At 29.8% G+C, this 26,124-nt stretch carries 31 protein-coding genes and 1 other annotated feature; of the genes, 26 read left to right on the top strand and 5 right to left on the bottom strand.

Annotated features, from left to right (window positions below):
• Positions 1 to 5 precede the first annotated feature (5 nt).
• The gene (locus BN854_RS06565; protein WP_030003763.1) at positions 6 to 722 is read right to left on the bottom strand and encodes a LytR/AlgR family response regulator transcription factor; all 717 of its coding nucleotides are present in this window, start codon (positions 720 to 722) and stop codon (positions 6 to 8) included.
• Positions 723 to 874: 152 nt separating this feature from the next.
• Between BN854_RS06565 and BN854_RS06560 the strand changes: the two genes are divergently transcribed.
• Positions 875 to 1,387: a hypothetical protein gene (locus BN854_RS06560; protein ID WP_045959852.1), complete on the top strand. Its 513-nt coding sequence runs from the start codon at positions 875 to 877 to the stop codon at positions 1,385 to 1,387.
• 22 nt (positions 1,388 to 1,409) lie between these two features.
• Here BN854_RS06560 and BN854_RS06555 read toward each other — a convergent pair whose 3' ends face one another.
• The gene (locus BN854_RS06555; protein ID WP_030003761.1) at positions 1,410 to 2,732 is read right to left on the bottom strand and encodes a sensor histidine kinase; all 1,323 of its coding nucleotides are present in this window, start codon (positions 2,730 to 2,732) and stop codon (positions 1,410 to 1,412) included.
• Positions 2,733 to 2,739: 7 nt separating this feature from the next.
• A complete protein-coding gene (locus tag BN854_RS06550; protein ID WP_030003760.1) occupies positions 2,740 to 3,471 on the bottom strand; it encodes a LytR/AlgR family response regulator transcription factor in 732 nt (243 codons plus the stop codon).
• 215 nt (positions 3,472 to 3,686) lie between these two features.
• Between BN854_RS06550 and BN854_RS06545 the strand changes: the two genes are divergently transcribed.
• The 6 genes from BN854_RS06545 (at position 3,687) to BN854_RS06525 (ending at position 7,873) form a co-directional block, all read left to right on the top strand.
• Positions 3,687 to 4,202: a hypothetical protein gene (locus tag BN854_RS06545; RefSeq protein ID WP_030003759.1), complete on the top strand. Its 516-nt coding sequence runs from the start codon at positions 3,687 to 3,689 to the stop codon at positions 4,200 to 4,202.
• Positions 4,203 to 4,220: 18 nt separating this feature from the next.
• The gene (locus tag BN854_RS06540; RefSeq protein ID WP_030003758.1) at positions 4,221 to 5,726 is read left to right on the top strand and encodes an RCC1 domain-containing protein; all 1,506 of its coding nucleotides are present in this window, start codon (positions 4,221 to 4,223) and stop codon (positions 5,724 to 5,726) included.
• A gap of 174 nt (positions 5,727 to 5,900) precedes the next feature.
• Positions 5,901 to 6,413, top strand: a complete 513-nt coding sequence (locus BN854_RS06535) for a hypothetical protein (RefSeq protein ID WP_030003757.1) — start codon at positions 5,901 to 5,903, stop codon at positions 6,411 to 6,413.
• Between the two features lie 16 nt (positions 6,414 to 6,429).
• Positions 6,430 to 6,582 (top strand): hypothetical protein, encoded by a 153-nt coding sequence (locus tag BN854_RS07895; RefSeq protein ID WP_157868353.1) that lies wholly within the window; start codon positions 6,430 to 6,432, stop codon positions 6,580 to 6,582.
• An 18-nt stretch (positions 6,583 to 6,600) separates the two neighbouring features.
• Entirely contained in the window at positions 6,601 to 6,945 is a 345-nt protein-coding gene (locus BN854_RS06530; RefSeq protein WP_030003756.1) for an InlB B-repeat-containing protein, read from the top strand.
• A 64-nt stretch (positions 6,946 to 7,009) separates the two neighbouring features.
• Positions 7,010 to 7,873, top strand: a complete 864-nt coding sequence (locus BN854_RS06525) for a hypothetical protein (RefSeq protein WP_030003755.1) — start codon at positions 7,010 to 7,012, stop codon at positions 7,871 to 7,873.
• 82 nt (positions 7,874 to 7,955) lie between these two features.
• Here BN854_RS06525 and BN854_RS06520 read toward each other — a convergent pair whose 3' ends face one another.
• Positions 7,956 to 9,368 carry a uracil-xanthine permease family protein gene (locus BN854_RS06520; RefSeq protein ID WP_045959851.1) on the bottom strand — a complete coding sequence of 471 codons (1,413 nt, stop codon included), beginning with the start codon at positions 9,366 to 9,368 and terminating at the stop codon, positions 7,956 to 7,958.
• A 209-nt stretch (positions 9,369 to 9,577) separates the two neighbouring features.
• On the opposite strand from BN854_RS06520, the gene pyrR reads away from it, so the two are divergent.
• The 13 genes from pyrR to nusG all read left to right on the top strand — a co-directional run bounded on the left by pyrR (position 9,578) and on the right by nusG (position 21,033).
• Positions 9,578 to 10,069: a bifunctional pyr operon transcriptional regulator/uracil phosphoribosyltransferase PyrR gene (gene pyrR, locus BN854_RS06515; RefSeq protein ID WP_030003753.1), complete on the top strand. Its 492-nt coding sequence runs from the start codon at positions 9,578 to 9,580 to the stop codon at positions 10,067 to 10,069.
• Between the two features lie 130 nt (positions 10,070 to 10,199).
• The gene (gene rplM, locus BN854_RS06510) at positions 10,200 to 10,628 is read left to right on the top strand and encodes a 50S ribosomal protein L13 (RefSeq protein ID WP_030003752.1); all 429 of its coding nucleotides are present in this window, start codon (positions 10,200 to 10,202) and stop codon (positions 10,626 to 10,628) included.
• Between the two features lie 4 nt (positions 10,629 to 10,632).
• Positions 10,633 to 11,028, top strand: coding sequence for a 30S ribosomal protein S9 (gene rpsI / locus BN854_RS06505; RefSeq protein ID WP_030003751.1), 396 nt, complete (start codon positions 10,633 to 10,635; stop codon positions 11,026 to 11,028).
• A 139-nt stretch (positions 11,029 to 11,167) separates the two neighbouring features.
• Positions 11,168 to 12,499, top strand: a complete 1,332-nt coding sequence (gene gltX / locus BN854_RS06500) for a glutamate--tRNA ligase (RefSeq protein WP_030003750.1) — start codon at positions 11,168 to 11,170, stop codon at positions 12,497 to 12,499.
• Between the two features lie 15 nt (positions 12,500 to 12,514).
• Positions 12,515 to 14,074 carry a hypothetical protein gene (locus tag BN854_RS06495; protein WP_030003749.1) on the top strand — a complete coding sequence of 520 codons (1,560 nt, stop codon included), beginning with the start codon at positions 12,515 to 12,517 and terminating at the stop codon, positions 14,072 to 14,074.
• A 110-nt stretch (positions 14,075 to 14,184) separates the two neighbouring features.
• Entirely contained in the window at positions 14,185 to 15,498 is a 1,314-nt protein-coding gene (cysS, locus tag BN854_RS06490) for a cysteine--tRNA ligase (RefSeq protein WP_030003748.1), read from the top strand.
• Positions 15,499 to 15,879, top strand: coding sequence for a Mini-ribonuclease 3 (locus BN854_RS07890; RefSeq protein ID WP_030003747.1), 381 nt, complete (start codon positions 15,499 to 15,501; stop codon positions 15,877 to 15,879).
• Entirely contained in the window at positions 15,876 to 18,548 is a 2,673-nt protein-coding gene (locus BN854_RS06480) for an HAD-IC family P-type ATPase (protein ID WP_030003746.1), read from the top strand. Before BN854_RS07890 ends, BN854_RS06480 begins: the two co-directional genes overlap by 4 nt.
• Positions 18,549 to 18,599: 51 nt before the next feature.
• Complete coding sequence (gene rlmB, locus BN854_RS06475; RefSeq protein ID WP_030003745.1) at positions 18,600 to 19,301, top strand: 23S rRNA (guanosine(2251)-2'-O)-methyltransferase RlmB; 702 nt, start codon at positions 18,600 to 18,602, stop codon at positions 19,299 to 19,301.
• 18 nt (positions 19,302 to 19,319) lie between these two features.
• The gene (locus BN854_RS06470) at positions 19,320 to 19,832 is read left to right on the top strand and encodes a sigma factor (RefSeq protein WP_030003744.1); all 513 of its coding nucleotides are present in this window, start codon (positions 19,320 to 19,322) and stop codon (positions 19,830 to 19,832) included.
• Positions 19,833 to 19,910: 78 nt separating this feature from the next.
• On the top strand, positions 19,911 to 20,060 hold the full coding sequence (gene rpmG / locus BN854_RS07795) for a 50S ribosomal protein L33 (protein ID WP_030003743.1): 150 nt from the start codon (positions 19,911 to 19,913) through the stop codon (positions 20,058 to 20,060).
• Positions 20,061 to 20,071: 11 nt separating this feature from the next.
• A complete protein-coding gene (gene secE, locus BN854_RS07790; RefSeq protein WP_030003742.1) occupies positions 20,072 to 20,482 on the top strand; it encodes a preprotein translocase subunit SecE in 411 nt (136 codons plus the stop codon).
• Complete coding sequence (gene nusG / locus BN854_RS06460) at positions 20,482 to 21,033, top strand: transcription termination/antitermination protein NusG (protein ID WP_030003741.1); 552 nt, start codon at positions 20,482 to 20,484, stop codon at positions 21,031 to 21,033. The genes secE and nusG overlap by 1 nt, the downstream gene beginning before the upstream one ends.
• Positions 21,034 to 21,086: 53 nt before the next feature.
• On the opposite strand, the gene BN854_RS06455 is transcribed toward nusG, so the two are convergent.
• Positions 21,087 to 21,935 carry a VOC family protein gene (locus BN854_RS06455; RefSeq protein WP_030003740.1) on the bottom strand — a complete coding sequence of 283 codons (849 nt, stop codon included), beginning with the start codon at positions 21,933 to 21,935 and terminating at the stop codon, positions 21,087 to 21,089.
• Between the two features lie 138 nt (positions 21,936 to 22,073).
• On the opposite strand from BN854_RS06455, the gene BN854_RS06450 reads away from it, so the two are divergent.
• The 6 genes from BN854_RS06450 (at position 22,074) to BN854_RS06425 (ending at position 26,015) form a co-directional block, all read left to right on the top strand.
• On the top strand, positions 22,074 to 23,021 hold the full coding sequence (locus tag BN854_RS06450) for a choloylglycine hydrolase family protein (protein ID WP_030003739.1): 948 nt from the start codon (positions 22,074 to 22,076) through the stop codon (positions 23,019 to 23,021).
• A gap of 135 nt (positions 23,022 to 23,156) precedes the next feature.
• Positions 23,157 to 23,582: a 50S ribosomal protein L11 gene (gene rplK / locus BN854_RS06445; protein ID WP_030003738.1), complete on the top strand. Its 426-nt coding sequence runs from the start codon at positions 23,157 to 23,159 to the stop codon at positions 23,580 to 23,582.
• Positions 23,583 to 23,653: 71 nt separating this feature from the next.
• Positions 23,654 to 24,343 (top strand): 50S ribosomal protein L1, encoded by a 690-nt coding sequence (gene rplA, locus BN854_RS06440; RefSeq protein WP_030003737.1) that lies wholly within the window; start codon positions 23,654 to 23,656, stop codon positions 24,341 to 24,343.
• A gap of 2 nt (positions 24,344 to 24,345) precedes the next feature.
• Positions 24,346 to 24,466: a sequence feature (ribosomal protein L10 leader region), on the top strand.
• A gap of 12 nt (positions 24,467 to 24,478) precedes the next feature.
• On the top strand, positions 24,479 to 24,970 hold the full coding sequence (rplJ, locus tag BN854_RS06435) for a 50S ribosomal protein L10 (protein WP_030003736.1): 492 nt from the start codon (positions 24,479 to 24,481) through the stop codon (positions 24,968 to 24,970).
• A gap of 19 nt (positions 24,971 to 24,989) precedes the next feature.
• Positions 24,990 to 25,361 (top strand): 50S ribosomal protein L7/L12, encoded by a 372-nt coding sequence (rplL, locus tag BN854_RS06430; protein WP_030003735.1) that lies wholly within the window; start codon positions 24,990 to 24,992, stop codon positions 25,359 to 25,361.
• A 63-nt stretch (positions 25,362 to 25,424) separates the two neighbouring features.
• The gene (locus BN854_RS06425; protein ID WP_030003734.1) at positions 25,425 to 26,015 is read left to right on the top strand and encodes a class I SAM-dependent methyltransferase; all 591 of its coding nucleotides are present in this window, start codon (positions 25,425 to 25,427) and stop codon (positions 26,013 to 26,015) included.
• Positions 26,016 to 26,124 lie beyond the last annotated feature (109 nt).

Below are 26,124 nucleotides of genomic sequence, written 5' to 3'. Positions count from 1 at the left end.
CATATTTATGATAAACTTAAAAACTCTGAAAAGAGTTTTTTTGTTTCTTGAATACGAGTTTTACCCAAAGGAATTAATTTTCCATTTCTTAAAAAGAGATATTCTTCTTGGAAAGAATCTATAAAACGCATATTTATAATATAGGATCTATGCACTCGTGCAAATTTCTTTTGAGGAAGTTTTTGTTCTAAATGTGTAATAGTATCTATGAATTTAAAGCTTTTATTATCATAAAAGACAGTTATGTATCTGCCAATAACTTCAAAATACTCAATCTTATGATAAGGAATAAGAATAGTTTTACCCTTAGAGGTTGCTCTAAAAATATCACTTTGTTTTTCTATCTGAGTATTCACGGCTTTAAGTAAAATAGATGAGAATTCAGATTCACTAGTAGTTTCTTTTAATAAGTAATGAAAAGGATAGGCATCAAAAGCATCGAAAGCATAGTCTACATAGTTAGTTATAAAAATAATTTCATTCATATAACCTTTATTTCTCAGTTCTTTAGCTGTTTCTATCCCATTTTTTTGTCCTAAATTAATGTCAAGAATTAATATATGATAAAAATTGATATCTGATATTGCTTTATGAAAAAAAGTTCTTTCCTTAGAAAAGAGGTCTGTTTTAAAGTTATTATTTGAATCTAAGTTATTAATTACCTCATTGTAATTATTTAATACCTTTTCATCATCATCCAAGATGGCTATGTTTATTTTCAAAATTTCTCACATCCTTATATTTATTGTAATGTAATTTTGAAAATAAAAATCAAAAGTTCACGACATAAAAACCACTTTTCATGACATCCACATACAAAATGATGCCATCGATAGGGTATAATCTAGGTGCTTTAAGCAGAGAGGTGAGATTTATGGATAAAATAAAAAAGAATTTATATATTCTAATACCCTTGTTAATATTACTCGTGTTAATCATCTTTCTTTCTATCAATCAAAATAATATAAATAATAGTGATTACTTTATTAAAATTAAAGATGCACAGAAAGTAAATACTACATTACAAGTTATGGATAACTCAAAAATAGAGATTTTGGTTCCAGAAGGAATAGAGGGAGAATCTTCACAAATATTTAAATATGATGTTTTATGGACAGGTACTGGAGCAAGCGGAGCCAGAGGTACTTTAAAAGTAAACGTACAATTAGAGGATATAAATCAAAAAATTTCTAATGAAAGATTAAATTATTTATTTAAAGTATCATTAGTAAATGAAGAAGAAATTGTTGCAGGTACTAAAAAAGTATATGAAATAGAAGTTTCTTTTAAAAATGAGCCAGAAAACAAAGAAGAGTATTTAAAATTAATAGAGAGCAAGATTATTATTAAACTTGAATTTGAAGTCATTGCAGAAAATATCGCATAAAAAAAAGATGGTGAATAAATTGTTATTCATCATCTTTTTGATTATCTAATGTAGTTTTAGGAATCGAGAGTTGTACTGAAAAGACTTTTTTATTTTTATCAATAAAGAATTTTACAAGTCCCCCCTTTTTAGTAATAATATCATTTATAATTCTAAGTCCAAACCCGTGTAAAACTTTATCTGATTTACTGGTGATATACTGATCATCTTCTACAATAATATCTGTTTCATAATTGTTTGAAATTTTTATCACAAGCCAGTTAGAGACAGCTTTACTGCTTATTGTAATAAATCTTTTATTTTCAGGACTTTTAATAGATGCTTCAAGAGCGTTACTTAAAACATTACTAAAAATTTTCATTAATTCTAACTGTGAAAAGTTAATACTATTAGGAAATTTAACACTTGATTTAAAATCTATATGATTGATTTTACATTTATTAGCATAATCAAAGATGATTGCGTCTACGATAAATGAATTAGATGTTTTTTCAATAGCTGACATGGCTTCAAAAATATCGTCTTCAATAGATTCATCAAGTAATTCTAGGGCTTTTTCATTATTGTTAGACTTAATTAATTGTTTAAGAGATTTCATCAGGTTACCATGATCATGCTTAAACTTTGCTAGTTCTTTGATATAAGATTGATATTGTTCGTAATGAATAATTTGATTATCTAATTGTTCTTCTAATCTAACAGTATATATTTCATTTTCAATTGTTTTTATTAATCTAATGATGTTATGTAAAATATAACCAAATACCGCAATCGAAAGAATACTTGTAGAAAGATAAGTTAAAGAATACCAAATATTATTCGTTAAGACATAACGCCCTTGATTGATAATATAGATATAGCAAACTTCAATTAAAGTATATAAGGTTAAGAAAATAGTTTGTCTTTTAACTGAGAAAAGTAAAACAAATTTTTCTCTTTTCATAAATTTAACAAAAACAAGAAGTATGAAGAAACCTACTATAGACGCAATATGACTAATAATCAAGGCATCGCTAGAATTAGAAATTTCAGCAATGCTTTGATTTTTTATTAAGGCATAAATAGAAAGAATGACACCTCGCGTAGAATAGAAAGTAAAGAGTAGAAGTGTACCTGCAAAAGAAGCTTCGATCCAGCGCATACCAACTGCAAGGTAATAGATGGAAACATGGACTGCAAAAATTAATAATAAATGATAAAAGCCGAAATCTATGTAATAACTAGCAATTGTATACGCAATAAAAGCTAAACCAGCAATGACAAAATCATACCATTTTTGTTTTCTAATTTTGAAATTTTTTCTAAAATAAATAAAAATAGCGATAAAACCAATAATAAATCCCATAATATGATTACTCCTCCTCTGTTTGTTTAATTAAGTATTTAGTAAATAAATCTTTAACTTCTTTTAACCTTGTAGCACCTATTGGAATAATAAGACCATTTTTAAGTTTTAAGTAGTTGCCTTGAAAGGAATCTAAATAAGCCATGTTTATGATATATGATCGGTGGACTCTAATAAAATCAGACTTTGGAAGTTTGTTTTCTAATTCCTGGATAGTATGTATAAACTCAAATGATTTATTCATCTCATAATAAATGACTATGTATCTGCCTTGTGCCTCAAAACAGGCAATAAAACTATAGGGAATGATTTTAGTTTCACCTTTAGTGTTTGCGATAAAGACCTCTCGTTGTTTTTTATCTTGTAAAGCAAAGACTTTAGTTAAGACTGAAGTGAATTTTTCTTTGGTCAAGGTTTTTTTATGTAAATATTGAAAAGGATAAGAGTCAAAAGCTTCATAAGCATAATCAACATAATCTGTTAGGAAAATGATTTCATTTTGAAAACCGCTTTTTCGCAATGATTTTGATATTTCTATCCCATTATAATTGGACATTTCCACATCTAGTAAAACAAGATGATAGTAGTTTAAGTCATTTTCTACTGCATCTAATAAGTCCATAGCATTTAAAAAGGTATTAATATTTAAAATATAAGGTGTAGAAATATTTGAAATCATTTTTTTATAGTGAGATAAAACATCTTTATCATCATCACACAAGGCAATGTTTATATTCATATGAAAACCTCTCTTTTTAGTTGTATATACGTTTATTGTAAGGATTATATGAGAAAAAAGCAAATTGATTGTAATAAAATATGCAATTCATATCATAAATAAGACCTTTCATGACATGAATATTAAACTTTAAATAAACTTGAGTATAATTTAACTGTAATATTATGAAATAATTTTATCACAAAATTTCATTAATATGAGAGGAGAATTATAAAATGAAAAACAAAAAATTATTCTTGCCAATAGTAATTATGTTACTCTTGTTAACATTAACAGGTGGAGCTTATGCTTATTGGGCATCAAGCATCAATGGTGCTAATACTAATACAAGTAATAACTTAAATATAGGTCAAGCAGGAGTTGTTACCACTCAAGTGACAGTCAATGGAACAGCTAATACGCAAACTTTAGTTCCAGTAGGAAGAGAAGTGTCAGGAGAAACTGTTAGTAAAATTACTACTAGTTTTCAAATGAATTGGACTGGTTCTGGTGCTGAAGGTGTAGCTGGTACGATTAGTTATGAAATAGTATCAGTAACTAATTCAGAAAATCAAACACTTGAAAACTTATTTACACTAAAGAATCTAAGTTCAAGTGAACTTGTTGTTGGAACACCTAAGACAGTTACTCTGGATATTGAATTTACAGATGAACCTTCAACAGCGGCAGAGTATGCTAAAATTGCAGGCAAACAAATTACATTAACAATTAAATTTACTGTTACACCATAATAAAAAAGAGGGCACATTATGAAACAAAAGGTTAAATTTATAATTGCCCTTTTTCTGGTTATGCTTTTTTCTTTAAGTCAATCAGGATCATATTGGGCAAATAACGTTCTAGGAAATGATAAAAATAGTATATCCAAAGTCTATATAGGAAATTGGCTTTCAAAAAAACAGTTTATATATAAAGAATTGAAACAAAGTTTCACAACTATTACATCAGGACCTGATTATAATCTAGCCATTGATGCTAAGGGTAATTTATTTGGGTGGGGAGCTAATAATAAAGGTATTTTATGTGCACCAGATGATGTTAGAATACTATATCTTCCAACAGAATTACCTACAGGTTTAAATAATGAAAAAATTGTAGATGTTTCTGCAGGTTTTTCCCATGCATTGGCTTTAACAGAAAGTGGAAAATTATATAGTTGGGGCAATAATTCAGTTGGAGAGTTAGGTTTAGGATCAAATAGTGAGAGTGTTTACTATGAGCCAAGAGAAGTCACTTTTTTTAGAGAAAATAACATTGAAATTGAAAAAATATATGCAGGACACTATGCTAGTTATATAGTAACTAAGTCTAAAAAAGTATATAGTTGGGGCATGAATTCTAATGGTAAGTTATGTAATGGTTCTCCAAATGTTGGAAATAATGAACCACAAAAAATAGAATACTTAGACGAACAAGGAATAAATATAACAACTTTAGGAATACAAAAAGAAGGCGTAGTAGCTTTATCTGACCAAGGTGAACTTTATGTTTGGGGAAAAAATGATGTCAATCAACTTGGCATAGAACAAAGTAAAATAATCTATACACCAGAAAAAATTATTTTACCAGAAACAGAAATAATCAAAAAATATGCTGTCGGAAAAGATTGTGGACTCATAATAACTCAGGAAAAAAACGTATATGTTTGGGGAAAAAATGCATATGCAGAATTAGGCTTAAATCATAATGATATAGTGAAAAAGCCTATTAAGAACACAGATTTAAGCAATATGAATATAAAAGATGCCTTTTTTAGCCAACATGATAAGACTGCAACAGCTATTATTACAGAGACAAATGAGGTTTATACATGGGGTTTCAATAATAAAGGTAACTTAGGCTATCGAGGTAATGATTTAATTATTTTTACGCCGCAAAAAATACTAAATATGGTAAATGACGATCATCCAAACTATATATCGATTAGTTTTGGTGTTAAACATACGCTAATACAAAATTCTGAAGGGTTAATATATGGTATGGGTTCAGATCTAACTGGACAATTAGGATTACATAGTAAATTAGAAGAAGTCTTGCCAACAGCTATTAATAACCAGTGGGAAACTTACCATATTGAAGATGTTTATAATGAATATCCAATTGATTTGATAGAGTTTGAAGCTAATTATAAGAAAAAATATACTTTTTTAGGATGGTTTTTAGATTCAAAAGGAATAACGTTATTTCAGGAAAGTATGATTTATCCTGTAGAAAATAGAGTTTTATACGCCAAATGGGAAATTAAACCACTTTAAAATAGCCGATAAATATCATTTATTTATATTACAATACGCGTTCATGACATTTGAACATGGTTTCATAACATAAAAACTAAAGATAGAAAAAAACAAGATATACTTTAGGCGAACCCAAACAAAGAGCTTTAAATAAGGGTTTAAAAATAATAATTTATTAAGGAGAATACAAATATGAAGAAAAAATTAATTTTACCAATACTAATTATCATGGCAATACTTACATTAACAGGTGGAGCATATGCATACTGGGCAGCAAGCGCAACAGGAACAAGTAGTAACGCAAACACAGAAGCTGAAATTGGAACAGGTGGAGTAGTAACAACCACATTAGATGTATCAAAAATAAATGGTACAGGAAAACTAGTACCAGTTGGAAAAGAAAATCCAGGGACTTCAGTAAGCTCAATTCAACCTAAATTCAACTTTACTTGGAATGGGGTAGGCGCAGAAGGAACAAAGGGAAGTTTAAAAGCTCAGTTAGTATCAGTTAAAGCTGGGACAGATGATGTAACAAGTCTATTTACTTTAAAGGGATGGACTAATAAAGAAATTATTATCGGAACACCTTTAAATAACGTATCAGCAACGATTGAATTTACTAGTGAACCAGCAAATGCTACAGAATATGCAAAAATCGCAGGTAAAAAAATCACAATTACACTTAAATTTGAAGTAACAATATAGTTAGGAGATGATCAATATGAAGAAACTAGCAATTGGGTTTGTAACTATTTTATGTATTATGCTAACTTTGACTGCTACACATTCTTATTGGATTGATCAAATCAATAATACAAACGTAGTTAAAAGTACAGAAGTTCAGCATGAAACAGCAGCTTGGGCATCAATATAATCAGTTGAATATAAAGAAATGACAGGAACTGGTTATCATAAAGTAGCCTCATCTTATCAGTTTAATCTTGCTATAGATAATAATCAAGAACTCTATGCTTGGGGACATAATAATTATGGACAACTAGGGAATGGCAATACTGTCGATCCAACTGAAATAGTTGTGCTTGGCTCTCTAAAGTGGGTAACTGTTCACACAGATAATCTACCTAAAGGTTATGCATTTAACCCTTACCAATACCAAAAATCAGGATATATATTTTCAGGATGGTACTGTGATGCAAACTATCAGACTAAATTAGCAAATAATCAAATTATGTCAGATAGCACACGTGTTTTATATGCTAAATGGGAATTCAATTGATTATCAACAGCCTCGTTTATAAATATGATATAATATAATCATATTAATTAGACGAGGTTTTATTATGAAACAAAATAAACTATTTAAGTATTTAATCATTAGCACGATTGCTATTTTTATTTTCTCTATCGTTTCTTTATTTTTTGGTGATGAATTAGCAGCTAGTTTTAATGTCATAGGTATTCGTATTGCCGTTTTAATTGTTGCTTTCGCTTCATTTATCTCAAGTGCATTATTTAGTTTTTTAGTTTATGCACATAATAAAACTGTAAGCAAAATTAATGATGATATGAATAAAAGAGCAGAACTATTTAGAGAATTACAGTTTGCCTCAGCAAACTATTCTATTATTGAATTTACAGATAGAATGTTGATTTATAAAGAATCAGAACGATATAAAAATAAATATCTTAATAATCCTTTGTTTGGATTTCACTTAATAGAAACAGTTGGTGAAGTTAAAGATATTGAAGTAAGTGATGAATTATATGATTTTTATTCTATTAGAATTCCATTTAAAGTATTAGAAGGAAAAATGGTTTCTAGAATCAACGTCAATGAAATTAGATTTGAAAAAGAAAATGAGAAATTTTATTTTTATCCAACGAATAAAGAATTATTTACTGAAGGATATATTCTATATAATGAGCAAACTAAACGAAATAATTTAATTGTTAATTTGATCGTCGATAAGAAAAGTAATTTTTTTAATCAAGAAGTTAATGTCTTTACTAAAATCAAATTGGTTGTTAAGGTTTCTAGTTTATTAGGCGTTGGTATTACCGGTATCAATGAACTATATTTTACTAACCCAACTCAAACAGAAGGTGATGGATTACATACATATAAAATCAATTCATCTAACTTTACACTGATTGAAAGACCTAGAGTTGATAATCTTTCAGAAATAGAAGGGCAAATTAAATAAAAATTTACATTAATAAAAAAAATCGCTTTTAATTTATAAAGGCGATTTTCTATTTAATATGAATTTTTAACGATAAGAATGTTTATTGGTTTTTAGTTTTAAATAATTTTTCTAACCAGATTAAAAGCAAGTTGAGTAAAATACCACCAAAAGCAGCTACACCAATACCTGGTAATAAGAAAGTATCAGTTACTTTAATACTATCTACGCCTAGACCTACGATTGCTATAAAGGCCATAACCGCAACCACTTTAGGATCGAAAACATTAATTTTCTTTTCAATCATTAAGGCGATACCTTGAACTGCGATTGCTCCAAATAAGTATAAGCTAACGCCTTGAATAACAGGTTGTGTTAATAATTCGCTAATATTAATATTACCAATTAAATCTAATAAAATACCAACAACAATTGCTATAGCACCTGCTATATAAAATACATAAGATGAAAAGTTTTTAGTAACTGCAGAAGCACTCACGTTTTCACCATAATTCGTACCAGCAGGACCACCGCATAATACAGCTATGATATCACCAATACCATCACCGATTAAGTTTGTGTCTAATTCATCTTTGATATTATATCTTTTTTCAACCCCCATTTGTTCAGCTAAGTTATTCACATATAAATCTACTTGGTTGACGTGTGCTGCAGATTCTGGAATAGTAGCAAATGCTATTGGGAAGATTGCTAAGATTGCTGTTACAATAATTTCAGGTTGTTTAAACGCAGGAGCTAATGTATTCCAAGGCATATGTTCAAATAAACTAATTTGTCCAGCAGGAATATTTGAAAAATAAGACCCGATTGCCTCAAAATAATTACCACCAATTGTTAAAGGAACATAAATTAAATATGAGAAAAATACACCTACTCCAATACCTAATAAAATTGGTAATTGACTAATAAATCCTTTTTTTAATACAACTGTCAATACGGTAATTGTAATGAAAGTAATTAAAGCTATTAGAACAGATAACCAATTAACATCACCAGAGACACTTACTTGTAAAATACCAGTCATTGTATTTCCTGCAAGTGATAATCCGATAATCATCGCGATCATTCCTGTAATGTGCCCAGGTAGTATTTTATCAATTTTATCTTGACCAAAGTATTTAATTAATAAACCTGCACCAATACTCATAAAACCAGAAATGATAGAGGCAACCATGATTGCTCCAAATACTGCATCAGCGCCTACTCCTGTAAATTTAGTAGTGATGATTGCTACTGCTGGAATATATGAGAAACTTGAACCATAATATAAAGGAATTTTTCCTCTTGTTACAAGAAGGAAACAAATTGTTGCTACACCAGAAGCAAACACTGCTGCAGGAATACTGTAGATCTCAATGCCTCTACCATTCATAATTAAAGCAGCAAGAACTGTGGCAGGGAGCATCACTAAGAATTGTTGTAATGCAAAGAGAATACTTTTGCCTAAACTAGGCTTGTCATCTGGAAGATAACCAACTACATTTTTTTGAGTCATAAAAGACATCCTTTCTTTTTATGATTCCTTTAAAAATAAGGACACCAAAATAGGTGTCCTTTTATAGTTTAGGGTATGATGAATTACGATACCTTAAAACACTCACGGGTGCTCTTTAAAGGACTTCATTTGTTAAGAGTATACCATAATGAAATATAACATGCAACTATAATTTGTAAAAAATTGGTATAATATAAATGGTGATGTAAATGAAAGAAATATTAAATAGTGAGCAACTTTCAAGAACGCTCAAAAGAATGACCCATGAAATCATAGAAAGAAATAATGATTTAGAAGAAATTGTTTTAGTTGGTATTATGAAAAAAGGTCTACCAATTGCAGAAATTATTAAAGAAAATCTTAAAAGATTCGCAGATGTTGATATTACTGTTTTTGGGATTGATATTACAGCATATAGAGATGATATGACTGATGTCATTACGAATAAAGAAAAATTAGAAGTAGCTAATAAAAATGTTATTCTAGTAGATGATGTATTATTCACAGGAAGATCAGTTAGAGCAGCTATGGATGCCCTTGTTGATATGGCAAGACCTAGTAAAGTACAATTAGCAGTGCTAGTAGATAGAGGGCATAGAGAACTTCCTATTAGAGCTGATTATGTAGGCAAAAACATTCCAACAAGTAAAGAAGAAAAGGTAATTGTGGACTTTAATAATCAGTGTGTTTATTTAGATTAATTTCTTTTTATAAATAGACATAAAAAGATTGACTTTTAATATCCAATATAGTATTATTAGATAGGTACGATTCAAAAAAATTCCACAAGCCCTTATTAATGATTTAATAAGAATAAGGAGAAAACAAAAAATGAAAACATTTATGGCAAATGAACAAACTATTGAACGCAAATGGTTTGTCGTAGACGCTGAAGGTAAAACTTTAGGTCGTCTTGCAACTGTAGTAGCATCTGTTTTAAAAGGTAAACATAAACCAACATACACCCCTCACGTGGATAATGGTGACTATGTAATTATCGTTAATGCAGATAAAATCAAATTGACTGGTAAAAAATGGTCAAACAAAATTTATTACAATCATTCAGGATACAACGGTGGTTTAAAAGAAACTACTGCTGAAGAAATGATGGCTAAATTCCCAACTCGTATGGTAGAAAAAGCTGTTATCGGTATGTTGCCACACACTAAGTTAGGCTCAGCAATGGCTAAGAAATTATTTGTATATGCTGATGCAGAACACAAACATCAAGCGCAACAACCAGAAAGTTTGGAGGTATAACACTATGGCTAATAAAGTTCAATATTTTGGTACTGGGCGTCGTAAGAGTTCAGTGGCTCGTGTTATTCTTACAACAGGTACAGGTAAGTTTATTGTTAATGGAAGAGAATTCGAAGAATATATTCCATCAGCAGCAACTCGCTTAGACGTATTACAACCTTTAGCATTAACTGAAAACGCAGATAAATATGATGTAGTTGCTAATGTTAATGGTGGTGGATTAACTGGTCAAGCAGGTGCAATCCGTTTAGGGATTACAAGAGCTTTACTAGAAGTTAATGCAGAGTTAAGACAAATCTTAAAACCTGCAGGACTAATAACTAGAGATCCTCGTTCTAAAGAACGTAAGAAATATGGTTTAAAGAAAGCACGTCGTGCACCACAATTCTCAAAACGTTAATTGTTTGGTTACACAATTGTGTCAAGCTCCCTTTATTGGGGGCTTTTCTTTTAATTATAATGTTTTGTTAAGGTAAGTTGATATTGTTAAAAAACACAATATAAGATATAATAGTATTACGAAAGAAGGTATTTTAAGTATGAAAAAAGTTCGTGTAAGATACGCACCAAGCCCAACTGGATTACTACATATAGGAAATGCTAGAAGTGCTTTATTTAATTATTTATTCGCAAGACACCATGGTGGTGACTTTATTATTAGAATTGAAGACACAGATGTTGCTAGAAATGTAGAGGGCGGAGAAGAGTCACAGTTAACAAATTTAAAATGGCTAGGACTTGATTGGAATGAATCACCTGATAAAGGTGGTAATTACGGTCCTTATAGACAATTAGAAAGACTAGAATTATATACTAAATATGCTAATGAATTATTAGAAAAAGGACTAGCATATAAAGAATATAGAGAAGATAGCGATAAATTTGCTATTCGCTTTAAAGTTCCAGAAAATGTTACTTATCAATTTGATGATATGGTTCGCGGTACTTTAAAATTTGAAAGTAAAGAAATTGAAGATTGGATTATCATGAAAGATAATGGGATACCAACTTATAATTTTGCCGTTGTAGTAGACGATCACTTAATGGAAATTTCTCATGTTTTACGTGGAGAAGAACATATTACAAACACACCAAAACAAATTATGGTTTATAATGCTTTTGGATGGGAAACTCCAGTATTTGGTCATATGACTATCATTGTTAATGAAAATAAAAAGAAATTAAGTAAGAGAGATAAAAATGTTATCCAATTTATTTCTGAATATGCAAATTTAGGATATCTTCCAGAAGCTATGTTTAACTTCATTTCTTTATTAGGTTTTTCACCTAAGGGAGAAGAAGAAATACTAACTCAGGAAGAAATTATTGCATTATTTGATGATAAGAGACTTTCTAAAGCACCAGCTATGTTTGATAAAGAAAAATTAGCTTATGTTAATAGTAGATATATTAAAAAATTAGAAGTAAGTAAATTAGCAGAACTAGCAAGACCATATTTAGAAAAAGAAAATATTGTGATTGAAAGTCAAGAATGGCTAGAAACACTTGTAGGATTATTACAAGATAGACTAACATATATTGCTGAAATAGTTTCTTTATATAAAGCTTTCTTCCATGAAAATTTTGTTATAAATGAAGAAGAAAAACAATTTTTAGTTGAAAATAATTCAAAAGAATTATTAGTATCAATGCTAAACGCTTTTGAAGCAATAGAATTTGATGCACCAACTATAGAACAAACAATTAAACAAGTGGGAAAAGACACTGGAATTAAGGGTAAATTGCTATTTATGCCAGCTAGAATTGCAACTACTGGAGAAATGCATGGACCAAGTTTACCAGTTTCATTAGCATTACTTGGAAAAGAAAGAATTATATCAAGAATTAAAGAAACAATTAAACAGCTTTAAAATTTGGAGATAAAAATGAAAAAATTCCTAATATTTGTAATATCAATATTTTCAATTTTTACTTTAATCGCTTGTCAAGATAGTATTAATATTAATTTAGAAATAGTTGATACTAAAATTGGTTTCAAGAAAATCACATATAAATTAAATTGGGAAGATGAAAAGAATCAACTTCTTTCAAATAGTATGTATGCAATAGCGTTTAATGATGATAAAGAAGTATCTAGATATGAGAAAATAGAGAAAAATAAAGAATTCAGTTTAACAAATTTAAAGGCTGATACTGACTATCAAATTGTTATTTTTGGCACCCACAAAACAAAAGTGGTTGAGTTATACAAAAAAAATGAAAAGACACTACTTAAAGGTAGTGATGAAGAAAATCCATATCTTATTAATACTAAAGAAGAATTATTAGAAATTCAAAAAGTAATGGAATCAGATGATACAAAGACACAAGAAGTTTTATTAGAAACTTATTATAAATTGAATGCAGATATTGATTTTAATTCTGAAGAATTAAAAAATTCTATTTTTAATGATAAAGACTTTACTGGCGTTTTTGATGGTAATGGTCATGAAATAAAAAATATAATACTTAAAAATGATAGTAAATCTCATACTTCTTTATTTGGTAGAGTGAGTGGAAAAATTACTAACATAAAACTATCTAATATTAAAATAGATAATATGGAAAAGAGTAATACCGGGACAAACTATATCGCAATCATATCAAGTTATAGTTATAATTCTGCAGTCTTTTCTAAAATTACTATAGAAAACAGTGAAATAAATCAAAAACATAAAAGCCAATACAGCAGTTTATATTTAGGATCTATCTCTGGATATGCTAGAGGAAGTTATTCTGATATCACCCTTTCTAATGTTACTATCAACGTGGATATTGATAAATTGCCTAGTGCTTATATTGGTTCAGTTATTGGTTCTTATGAAGATAGTAATATGAATAAGCATAGTAGAATGACTCGTGTTTATGTAAAGAACACTTTAATAGATGTTGATTTTTCTTATGAAGAGTCAGAAACAAGTCAAAGAAACTTAAACATAGGTGGGATTGCTGGAAAAGTTATCGGACCTAATCAAGGAACTGAGACAAACCTTTATTTTAGTGGTAACATTAAAGCAGATCAAAAGGAATTTACAAAGTTAAAAGATGAAAAAACACCTTCTAGTAGTGAAATAAACATCGGTGGTATTTTTGGACATGATAGAAGTTATTTATTAGCTGATGTATTTGTTGATGCTAAAATAGAAGTTGGAAAAGAACAAAATATAAAAGGCATTAAAGAAATTAAAGTTGGATTAGTAACAGGAAACAATAGTGTTGTAACAAACGCTATTGGAAAAGGAACTGTTGAAATTCTAACAGATGAGATAAAAAATATAAAGACTGATTTACTAGCAAATAAATTCTATTCTCAAAACTATTTATATCAAGAAGCTTTATTTAAGGTAGATAACATAGTAGTAGATACAGAATACACTTTAATTTTTAGCAAAACTGATTTAGAGAATAAAAAAATAAACAATTGGATTTTAGAAAAAATAGTATAAACGGCAAAAAAAGCCGTTTTTTACTATAAAATAAGCTTTCAACTTGTGATATAATCTAATAGAAAGTATCTTATAAGTTGAAAAGATAGAAAGATTATAAGGTGGTATAAATGTTAAAAATATATAATTCTTTATCAAATAAAATTGAGGAGTTTAAATCTATTAAACCAAATAGCGTTGATATGTATGTTTGTGGACCAACGGTTTATGATCATATACATATTGGTAATGCTAGACCACTTATATTTTTTAATATGCTTAAACAATATTTAATATCAATGGGATATAAGGTGAATTACGTTACTAATATTACAGATGTTGATGATAAAATTATTGATAAGGCTATTAAGCTAAACCAAACCGAAAAAGAAGTAGCTACTACATATACAAATGCTTTTATTAATGTTATTAACGCTCTTAATGTTAATTCGATTGATATGATGCCAAAAGCTACTGACTATATAGCATCTATGATTAAATATATTGAAGAACTCATCCAATTAGGATTTGCATATCAACTAGAAAGTGGTGTCTATTTTAGAGTTAAAAAAGTTAAAAATTATGGACGTTTAAGTAATCAAAATATTGATACACTCATTCAAAACATTAGAAAAGAATTAGATAGTAAAAAAGAAAACCCAGAAGACTTCGCTTTATGGAAAACGACGGATAAAGGGATTAAATACGATAGTCCATGGGTATCTGGTAGACCTGGTTGGCATACTGAATGTGCTGTTATGAATCATGATATCTTTGAAGGTAAAATCGATATTCATGGTGGAGGCTTTGATTTGAAATTTCCTCATCATGAAAATGAAATAGCACAAACATGTGCGCATGATAATACAGATCTTGCCAATTACTTTATGCATGTAGGTAGACTAGATTTAGAAAATGTGAAAATGAGTAAGTCTTTAGGAAATGTTTTTTTAGTAAAAGATTTGATTGAACAAGAAAAAACAGAAGCCTTTAAACTATTAATATTGGCACATCATTACCGCCAACCAATTAACTTTAGTCATGAATTATTAGAACAATTTTCTAAGAATTATGAAAGAATCCAAAGGACTCTTAAAAAAGCTTCCTTTAATTTAGAATTAAATGGTATAATATTAAATGAAACTGACGCAGAGTCCTTAGAATCATTTCATAATTTAATGAATGATGACTTTTCTACCCCTAATGTTTTAACTTTAATTGAAGAATTAATTAAAAAAATTAATGTAGAAAAAGACCGGAATTTAGTTTCAAAATATAAAAATACTGTAATTCATATCTTAAATATTTTTGGTATTAAAATAGATACATTCATCTCAGATGATATGATTGATATATACAAAAAATGGCAACAAGCACGCAAAGATAAAGATTATGGGCTTGCTGATACTTTAAGAGAAAAATTAACAGAACAAGGATTGATATAAGTGAATGGTCTAACATTAGCCTATCTAGGCGATTCTTATTATGAATTTCATATTCGTAAATACTTACTTGATAGTGGTATGACAAATGTTAATAAACTGCATAAAAAGGCTATTTCATATACTTCTGGAACAGCTCAAGCTAAAATTATCAAATACTTTATTGATTCTAATTTATTAACTGAAGATGAAATAACAATCTTTAAACGTGGAAGAAACTCAAGCGGACCTGGTAGAAAAAATATAGATAGTGCAACCTATCATTTATCTACTGGATTTGAAGCACTAATAGGTATGCTTACGTTAACAAATGAAAAAAGAGTAATGGAATTGATTAATTTATCTATTGCATATATTAATCAAGAAAGTGGGGAGACAGTATGAATGCAGACAATGAAAATAAAACTTTAGAAAAAGAAATAATAGAAGATGAAGTCATAGAAGAAACTGCAGTGACTAAGAAAAAAGCATCTAAAAAAAATAAAGGACCTAAAACGGTTGTTAAAGAAGAACCACTATCTATGTCAGGGGATCCACTAGGATTAAGTGAATTAGAAAAAAAGGAAGAAAAACCTTCATTATCACCTAAAAAAAGAGTGAAAAAAACTGAAGAGATAGTTGTTGAAAGATATAATCCTGAAATTGAAAAAGGATTAAAATATGAAGAAGTTGAACAAAGACAATTAGCAGGAATGATTAATAAAATAGAAAAAGGTAGTAGTAAAACTATTGGAGGTATTATTTTCTCTAACGTTTTCACCTTTTTCAACTTATTAACTTTTTCTATAGCGGGATGGTTAATTTCAATCGGTCAATGGAAACAATTATTTTTCTTAGCAATCGTGCTTGCCAATTTAACAATTGGTATTTTACAAGAGATCAATGCTAAGAAAGTATTAGATAACCTGTCTTTATTAATGACTCCTACTTCAAATGTCGTTAGAGAAGATCAAGAACAAGAAATAGGGGTTGATGGGATTGTTATTGATGATATCCTATCACTTTCTGCTGGTAAGCAAATATCAACTGACGCAGTTGTTAGAGAAGGCGTTATAGAAGTTAATGAGGCTTTATTAACAGGAGAATCTGATCCTATTATAAAACGCAAAGGTGATACGCTTTATTCAGGTAGTTTCGTAATATCAGGTCACTGTTATGCTCAAGTAACTGCTATTGGTAAAGATATCTATATTGAAAAAATAACTTCACAAGCTAAAAAATATAAGAAACCACAATCTCAATTATTAAAATCATTAAAAACAATGATTAGAATTATTGGTGTGTTTATTGTTCCAATTGGGGCGACATTATTTTATATGATGTACTTTAAAAATGGAGTTAGTCAAGGAATTACAGGAGGCGAACTTTATGCTATATATCAGTCAGCGGTAGTTGGTACTGCTGGGGCTATGATTGGTATGGTTCCCTCAGGCTTGTTCTTATTAACAAGTATGGCTTTAGTTGTAGGGTTTGTCAGACTATCTGAAAATAATGCTTATGCACAAGAACTCTACTGTATTGAAATGTTAGCCAGAGTAGATACACTATGTTTAGATAAAACTGGAACTATCACTGATGGAACTATGAAAGTTAAAGGGGTTATTGAATATAATAGCGTACCTAAATTAACTCTTAAAAATTTAGTATCAGCCATGATGAATGCTCAAAACGATCAAAATTTAACATCAGATGCATTAGAAGAAAAATTTGGACGTGCTAAAAGAATTAGACATAAAGAACTCATACCTTTCTCAAGTTCAAGAAAATATAGTGCAGTTGAATTTGAAAAATTCGGAACTTTCGCAATTGGAGCACCAGAGTTTATTCTTAAAAAAGACTTTGGTATTATCGAACAAGAAGTAACAGAACAAGCTAAACAAGGATATAGAGTTTTATTAGTTGCTCAATCAGAAAATCCGATTGAAGATGGGCAATTATCAGGTAAAATTACACCGATTGCTTTAATTACTATTGAAGATACAATTAGACCTGATGCAATTCAAACAATTAGTTATTTCAAAGAAAATGGCGTAGATGTAAAAGTTATCTCAGGAGATAATCCAATTACTGTTTCAAATATATCAGCAAGAGCTGGAATTAATAACGCAGCTGATTATATCAGTTTAGAAGGATTAACAGATAAAGATGTTATTAGAGCAGCGACAAAATACTCTGTATTTGGTCGTGTATCACCACAACAAAAACGTATTTTAGTTGAAGCGTTAAAAGATAACGGACGCGTGGTTGCGATGACAGGTGATGGAGTTAATGATATATTGGCTTTAAAAGAAGCTGATACTTCAATTGCCATGGCATCTGGATCAGAAGCAGCAAGAAACGTATCACACCTTGTTTTAATGGATTCTAACTTTTCTTCAATGCCTAAAGTGGTTGCTGAAGGTAGAAGAGTTATTAATAACGTGCAAAGAGTATCAACCTTATTTTTAACAAAAACTATTTTCTCATTCTTATTAGCAATTATAGCGATTATTAGAAATGGTATCTATCCAATTAGCCCAATCCAATTAAATTTAATTGACATATTTGCAATTGGTATACCATCGTTCTTCTTAGCACTTGAACAAAATGACAAGGCAGTTAAAGGTAATTTCTTAAGTAATATCGTAAAAGCTGCTCTACCAGGAGCTGTAGTTGTAGTTATTAACAGTTTAATTATATTGTGGCTTGCAAATGCCCTTGGTATGGATAGCAAAGCTACATCAACCCTAATTTCTTTAACAGCTACATTTACATCATTTATGGTCTTACTAAGAACTTGTTTACCATTTAATGGAAGAAGACTTATCTTGTTTATGTCAATGGCTGCAATCGTCTTGGCGGCAATTATTTTCTTACCAGATTTATTACAATTCTCACCGGTATTTAGAATGGCCAGAGTTAAAGATTTAAATCCATTAGACTTACCACAGTTGTTGTTATTATTAGTATTAGTTCTTGCCACATATAAAATGATTTATATTGTTTCAAATTTATATGGTTGGATAAAGAAATTCTTTAAATTTATAATGAATAAAGTTTCAAGTATGCAATAAAGTAAAGGCGCCTTTAAAGTGCGCCTTTATATTACTAAAAGGAGTAATAAAATGATTATTTACGGAAAAAACGTAGTAAAAGAAGCTATTTATGCAAAAAGACCAGTTTATAAATTGTACTTAGATGAAAAATTCAGTGATTCTGCTTTTTTAGCATTTTTGAAAGACAGAAATATTCATTTTGAAAAAAAAGATAAAGCTTCATTAAATGAATTGACTAATAATCAAAATCATCAAGGTGTGGTTGCTGATGTTAAAGCTTATCAATTTAAAGAACTAGAAGAAATATTAGATAAAGAAACTAGACAAAGATTTTTAATATTAGATGAATTACATGACCCTCAAAATTTAGGAGCTATTTTAAGAACTGTAGAAGCTACATCATATGATGGTGTTATTATTTCTAAAAAGCACCAAGTACCTTTAAATGCTACAGTAGCAAAAGTATCTTCAGGCGCAATTGAACACACTAATATTATACTGGTTAACAATATCCATCAAACTTTGTTAAAACTACAAAAAGAAGGTGTTTTAGTAGTTGGAACAGATGGTAGTGCTACAATTGAGTATACTGATATACCTCAAGAAGGATCACTTGCAATAGTTATGGGTAACGAAGGGTCTGGGATTAGACAACTTGTTAAACAAAATTGTAATATGTTAGTTAAAATACCAATGCAAGGGAAAGTTAATTCATTAAATGTGAGTGTTGCTGCTGCATTAATGATGTACGCAACATATATAAAAAAATAATGGGAGAGTTTGGTAAATGTGTATCCAATAATAAATGATTATGAATTGATTTATTTAGTTCAAAGTTACCAGGATGAGTTATCATTAGAGTATTTAGTAGGAAAGTACGAACGATTAATTTGGAAGTATATCCATTTGTTAGATATACCAAAACGGGAACAAGAAGATTATTATCAAGAAGGAATCATGCTATTACATAAAGCTGTAGTTTATTTTGATGAGAATAAAAATAAAACATTTACTCGATATTTTGAACTTATCTTAAAAAGAAAGTTTTTTAAACTAAAAAATAGACTACCGGAATATAGGCTACAAGAAGAAACACATTTTCTAAAACATGCAGCATATCATGAAGATTACGAAGAGTTTGAAGAAATAGATTTAAAAAATCCAATGGAAAAAATCATATATGAAGCATATTTCAAAGAAAGAAAAAAGATAACACAAATAGCATGTGAAACAAATTATACAAAAAAACAAATATATAATACGATTTATCGAATAAAAGAAAAGTATAAAGCTGTGTTATAATATATAAATAAAAGTTGACTATGTCGGTTGTAAATGATAAAATATACTTACAAACGACCACGGAAGGTGGTTTTTTAAATGCGTGAAAAAGTAATTCTAGTTTGCGAAAATTGTTTAAGCAGAAATTACACAACATATCGTAACAAACAGTTAAATAACAAACGCTTAGAGTTGAAAAAGTATTGTCCAAAATGTAATGAACATACTTTACATAAAGAGACAAAATAGGAGGCGTATTCATGGCAATCAAAAAAAAGGAACAAGAAACAAAAAGTAAGTTACTTGAAGTTTTAAAAACAGAATATCGTTGGGAATCTTTAGTTTTAGCATTACTTGCTATTTTAACAATGGGATTAGCAGTTTTACTTATTAATGGGACCTTACAAATTACAGGATTTCCAATCATAGGTGAATCACCAAATGACAAAATATTTGCTTGGTCAGTTTTAGTTGTTGCCTTACTTGGGTTAGCACTAGTAATCTATCCATTCTTTTTACCAGCAATTCCAGAATTGAAAAAAATTAGTTGGCCAACAGTGAAAAAAATGGCAGGATATACATTTAGAGTGGTTCTATTTACTGGAATCTTAACATTTATTATTGTAGCTTTCGATATTATTATCGTAAACGTGATTAGGATATTAGCATGATGAAACAAAATACGACACCTAGAGTGCGCTGGTATATTATTCAAACATATTCAGGATATGAAAAATCAGTTAGACAAGACTTACTACGAAGAGTTGAAAGTATGGGAATGTCTGATTATATTTTCAATGTTGTAGTGCCAGAAGAAAAATACATTGAAAAAAAAGCTGATGGAAAAGAAAAAGAAAAAGTTCGTCAAATGTATCCAGGATACGTATTTGTCGAAATGATTGTTACAGATGAAGCTTGGTTTGTTGTCAGAAACACACCACGTGTAACAGGGTTTTTAGGTTCAAGTGGTGGAGGAACAAAACCAGTTCCACTAACTGAAGAAGAAATCAAACCTATTTTACTTAAAATCGGAGCAATCTCTAAACCTAACTATGAAAGATTACTTGGTAAAACAGTTGAAATTATTTCTGGACCGTTTGCTGGTCAAAAAGGTGAAGTTTCTTCAATTGATCATGACCAAGAAAAAATGACTGTCGATGTTGATCTTTTTGGTAGAGCTACACCAACAGAAATTTCATTTGAAGATTTTAAAGAAATGTAATAAAGAGCTAAATGCTCTTTTTTTTATAAAAAAAGCCTGAAATAATTCAGGCATTAAAAATGAGTATTTTTAAGTTCAATCAAAGTTTGATTCAAATCATTAAATAAAAGAGAATCATTTTCTTCTCGATAAGTAATCTTATTAGAAATTAACTGATTAAGAATCTGTTGATATTTATTATTTGGGACATTTATTTGATAAGATACTAAACCTGTTTGAGTGGTTCTGTCTGAAATATTTGTACCATTCCATGTATTAAGTCCAATATGATGGTGATAGCCATTATCACTTATGAATAAAGCACTTGGACCATAAGCTATTACAACATTAAACCCAAGCATGTCTACAAAGAATTTCTTTGCCTCATTTAAGTTTCTAACATGTAGATGGAGGTGCCCTAAAATAGTATTTTTAGGTAGTTTGGTAAAAGTAGTGTGTTCGCTTAAAGTTAATAAATCTTCATAGTCTAAAAACTCAGTAAACATAGTGGTTTTCCCATTTTCTTTTGGCCAATCAGATTCATCTTTATCCCAATAAACTTCTATCCCGTTTCCTTCTGGATCATTTAGATAGATTGCTTCACTTACACCATGATCAGAACCGCCAGTCAAAGGGTAATGAATTTCTATCATGTGTCTTAGAAAACTAGATAAGTCTTTTCTTTCTGGTAGTAGAATAGCAAAGTGATATAAACCGGTTGTGGCAGTTTTAGAAGTTGCAGTACTATCTTCAATTAATGTAACAATAGGATGGTCTACTCCTAAAACAATCTTGTTACTTGATTCTAATAGAATATCTAAACCTAGGGTGTTTTTATAAAAATAACGCATTTTTTTTAAGTCTTTTACTTTCAAACTAATAGATTCTACATGCATAGTTTGGTTATTGTGGAATTTTTTCATTGTATATTCCTCCTATATGTATATTCTAAACCAATTTAGAATTAGCTTCAAATTAGATGCCTTGTAATAGCAATTTTTTAAATACAATACTAGAAATGTTATATAATATAGATAAAATTTAAAAAGGAGATTTCTAAAATGTGTACATGTATAACGCTAAAAAATAAAACAAATGATTTTTTAATGGCTCGAACAATGGATTTTTCTTATGAACTAGATTCTAAGTTTGTGGTTTTTCCTAGAAATTACCCAATCCAATATAATTATTATAATGATACAAATGATAAACATTATGCTTTTATGGGACTTGCAAAAAACTTAGGCACCTATTATTGTGCAGATGGTGTGAATGAAAAAGGACTAACTGCAGCGGCACTTTATTTTGAAGGATATGCTAAATATGATAAAAAGATCGTTAAAAATCAGACTTTAGCACCACAAGAAGTCATAATGTATGTTTTAGCAAACTATTCTAATATAGAAGAAGTAAAAGATTTTTTTAATACGCATCATATAGTAGAAACACATTTAGACTTAGTAGGAACAACACCTCCTTTACATTGGATTTTTCAAGATGCTACAGGAGAATCTATCATTGTTGAAAAAACAGAAAAAGGGTTAGAAATATTTAAAAATAAATTAGGAATCTTAACTAATAGCCCTGATTATCAATGGCATTATACAAATGTTAGAAACTATATTCACATAAACCCTAATGCCGTATCTCCTATACATTTATATGGTGAAGAATTTAAACCATTTGGTCAAGGAAGTGGAACATTTGGTATCCCTGGTGACTTAACACCTACATCAAGATTTATTAGAGCGTTATATTCAAAACTAAGCAGTAAACAAACTGAGAACGAAAAAGAACTTATCGTGAGTGCAGTGCATATTTTAAATAGTGTGGATATCCCTAAAGGAAGTGTTGTCACTCACAGAATGACAATGGATTATACTCAATATACTTCATATATGGTGAACACAAGTCAAACCTATTGTTATAGACTATACGATAGTTTTGAAATTATTAAACATCAACTAAATCAATACGACTTAGATTTAGATAAATTGATTTTACTCTAATTCATTAAACTTTAAAAAAACCCTAGTTGACAAAATAGATTCATAATGATAGAATATATACGCGTGTAAAAGCACACCATAGTGGAAGGCTTAAAACCGTACCACATACTTAGGTTAAAAAGGAGGTTGTGTATCATGGCAAAGAAAGTTGTTAAAGTAGTTAAATTGCAAATTCCTGGCGGAAAAGCAAACCCAGCTCCACCAGTTGGACCAGCATTAGGGCAAGCTCAAGTAAACATACCAGCATTTTGTTCACAATTTAATGAAGCAACTAAAGATCAAATGGGATTCGTAGTTCCAGTTGTAATATCTGTTTATGAAGACAGAACATTTACATTCGTTACTAAAACCCCACCAGCAAGTGATTTGTTAAAGAAAGCCGCTAATATTAAATCTGGTTCTGCAGTACCAAATAAAACAAAAGTAGCTACAATCAAACGTGAACAAATCAAAGAAATCGCTACTACAAAAATGCCAGACTTAAATGCATATACTGTTGAAGCAGCAATGAAAATTGTTGAAGGTACAGCACGTAATATGGGCATCGTTGTAGAAGACTAATTTAGATATTTTAATAATCTATCTGAATTGTGGGAGGATATCCCGCTATACCACATTTTAGGAGGAAAGACATGAAAAGAGGAAAGAAATATTTAGACGCAGTTAAGTTAGTTGACAAAAATCAAGTATACGCTGCATCTGAAGCAATGGAATTAGTAAAGAAAACCTCTACTGTTAAGTTTGATGCTACTGTTGAAATTGCGTTCCGTTTAAACTTAGATCCAAGAAAAGCTGAACAAAATTTAAGAGGAGCAATCGTTTTACCTCATGGTACTGGTAAAGTATCTAGAGTAGTTGTTATCGCACAAGGAGAAAAAGCAAAAGAAGCAGAAGCTGCTGGAGCTGATTTCGTTGGTGATTCAGAATTAATCGAAAAAATCGGAAAAGGTTGGTTCGAGTTTGATGTAATGGTAGCAACACCAGATATGATGGCTAAGTTAGGTAAATTAGGACGTGTTTTAGGACCAAAAGGATTAATGCCAAACCCTAAAACAGGAACTGTTACAACTGATGTAGCTAAAGCAGTACAAGAAATCAAAAACGGTAAGATTGAATACCGTGTTGATAAAGTAGGTAATATTCAAGCACCAGTTGGTAAAGTATCATTTACAGCATCACAACTTGCTGAAAATGTTGCAACATTATACGAACAATTAGTACGTATTAAACCAGCTACAGTAAAAGGAACTTATATTAAAAACATTACAGTTTCATCAACTATGGGTCCTGGTATCCGCATTGATGAAAACAAGATTAAATAATTAAAATAAATTCAAGCATACCAAAGACAGTAGGAGTCGCAAGACTTAATAACCTACCGAGGCATTTGTTAAAAAAACAAACTCTCTTTTGTCTTTGGTAAAGAGAGTTTTTTAATACGCTAAGGAGGCAAAATCATGGAAAAATCAGTTATCCAACGTAAAGCCGCAGCTGTTGAACAATTAACAGAAAAATTTAATAACGCAAAAACAGTAGTAGTTTTTGATTACCCAGGATTAACAGTTTCTGCATTCACTCAATTACGTACACAATTAAGAGAATTAGGCGGAGACGTTAAGGTATACAAAAACAATATCGCAAGAAGAGCATCAATCGCTGCAGGATTTGATGGACTTGTTGATACACTTGTTGGAGCAAAAGCAATCGCTATCAGTTATGATGATGTAGTTGCACCAGCTAAAGCAGTTTATGAATTTTCAAAAGATAACAAAGCAGTAAAAATCGTTTCTGGTGTAATTGAAGGTAAAGTTGCCTCAGTTGATCAAATAAACGAACTTGCAACATTACCATCAAGAGAAGTAATGTTAACAATGCTTGCAGCTGGATTATTAACACCAGTGCGAGAAGTAGCAATTGGCTTAAATATGCTAGTTGAAGAAAAAGAATAATAATTGGAGGAAATATAAAATGGCTAAATTAACAAAAGAAGTTTTCGTAGAAGCATTAAAAGAAATGACTCTATTAGAAATTAAAGAATTAGTAGATGGATTAAAAGAAGAATTCGGTATCGACCCAAGTGCTGTAGCTGTTGCTGCACCTGCTGCTGGAGCTGCTGCTGCTGAAGAAAAAACAGAATTCACAGTAGTATTAAAGAGCTTCGGTGGAAACAAAATTGCTGTCATCAAAGTTGCTCGTGAAGTAACTGGTTTAGGATTAGCTGATGCTAAAGCATTAGTTGAAACTGCAGATGCTGTAATTAAAGAAAACGTCAAAAAAGAAGATGCAGACAAAATTAAAGCTCAATTCGAAGAAGCTGGAGCTACAATTGAACTTAAATAGTTTTTAATTGGCTGAAATTAAACCTGAGGTATCTCGGGTTTTTTCGCCGTTTACGAGGTACGTATGAGTCATTATTTTATAAATGATCCATCACTCAAAAGTGATGTAAAACAATATGAGATAAATGTTAATGATGTACCCTTAGTATTTAAAACAGATTCAGGTGTTTTTAGTAAAGAATATTTGGATTTTGGAACTAGAGTTTTATTAGAAACCATAACTATTAAACCTCATGTCAAAAAAGTATTAGACATGGGGTGTGGTTATGGACCAATAGGAACTTATATTGGTAAAATAAACAATGAGTTAGATATCACTATGGCTGATATTAATACTAAGGCGTTAGAATTAACAAAACAAAATCTTAAAGCAAACAATATAAAAGCAACCGTCATTGAAAGTGATCTTTTTTCTAACATAAAAGAAGAATATGATTTAATTATTACTAACCCACCAATAAGAACTGGTAAAGATAATATTTTTAAATTGTATGAAGAAGCTTATAAAAAGCTTAGACCAAATGGTGAGTTATGGCTGGTTATCCAAAAGAAACAAGGTGCACCATCCACCATTAAAAAGTTAGAAACCCTTTTTAACAACTGCACCATAGCAGAAAAGAAAAAAGGATACTATATCATTTACTCTATTAAATAAATTGACTAAATGAAAAAAATGTGGTAATATATTTAAATGCATAAACATGCTGATTTTTAGTGTTTTTCACATAAAAAACGCTAAAAAAGCTTCCCAAATAACGATAGGA

The sequence above is a fragment of the Alteracholeplasma palmae J233 genome, assembly GCF_000968055.1.
Lineage (GTDB): Bacteria > Bacillota_I > Bacilli_A > Acholeplasmatales > Acholeplasmataceae > Alteracholeplasma > Alteracholeplasma palmae.
Note: the sequence above shows the minus strand (reverse complement) of the source record. Positions and strands in the feature narration are given on the sequence as shown.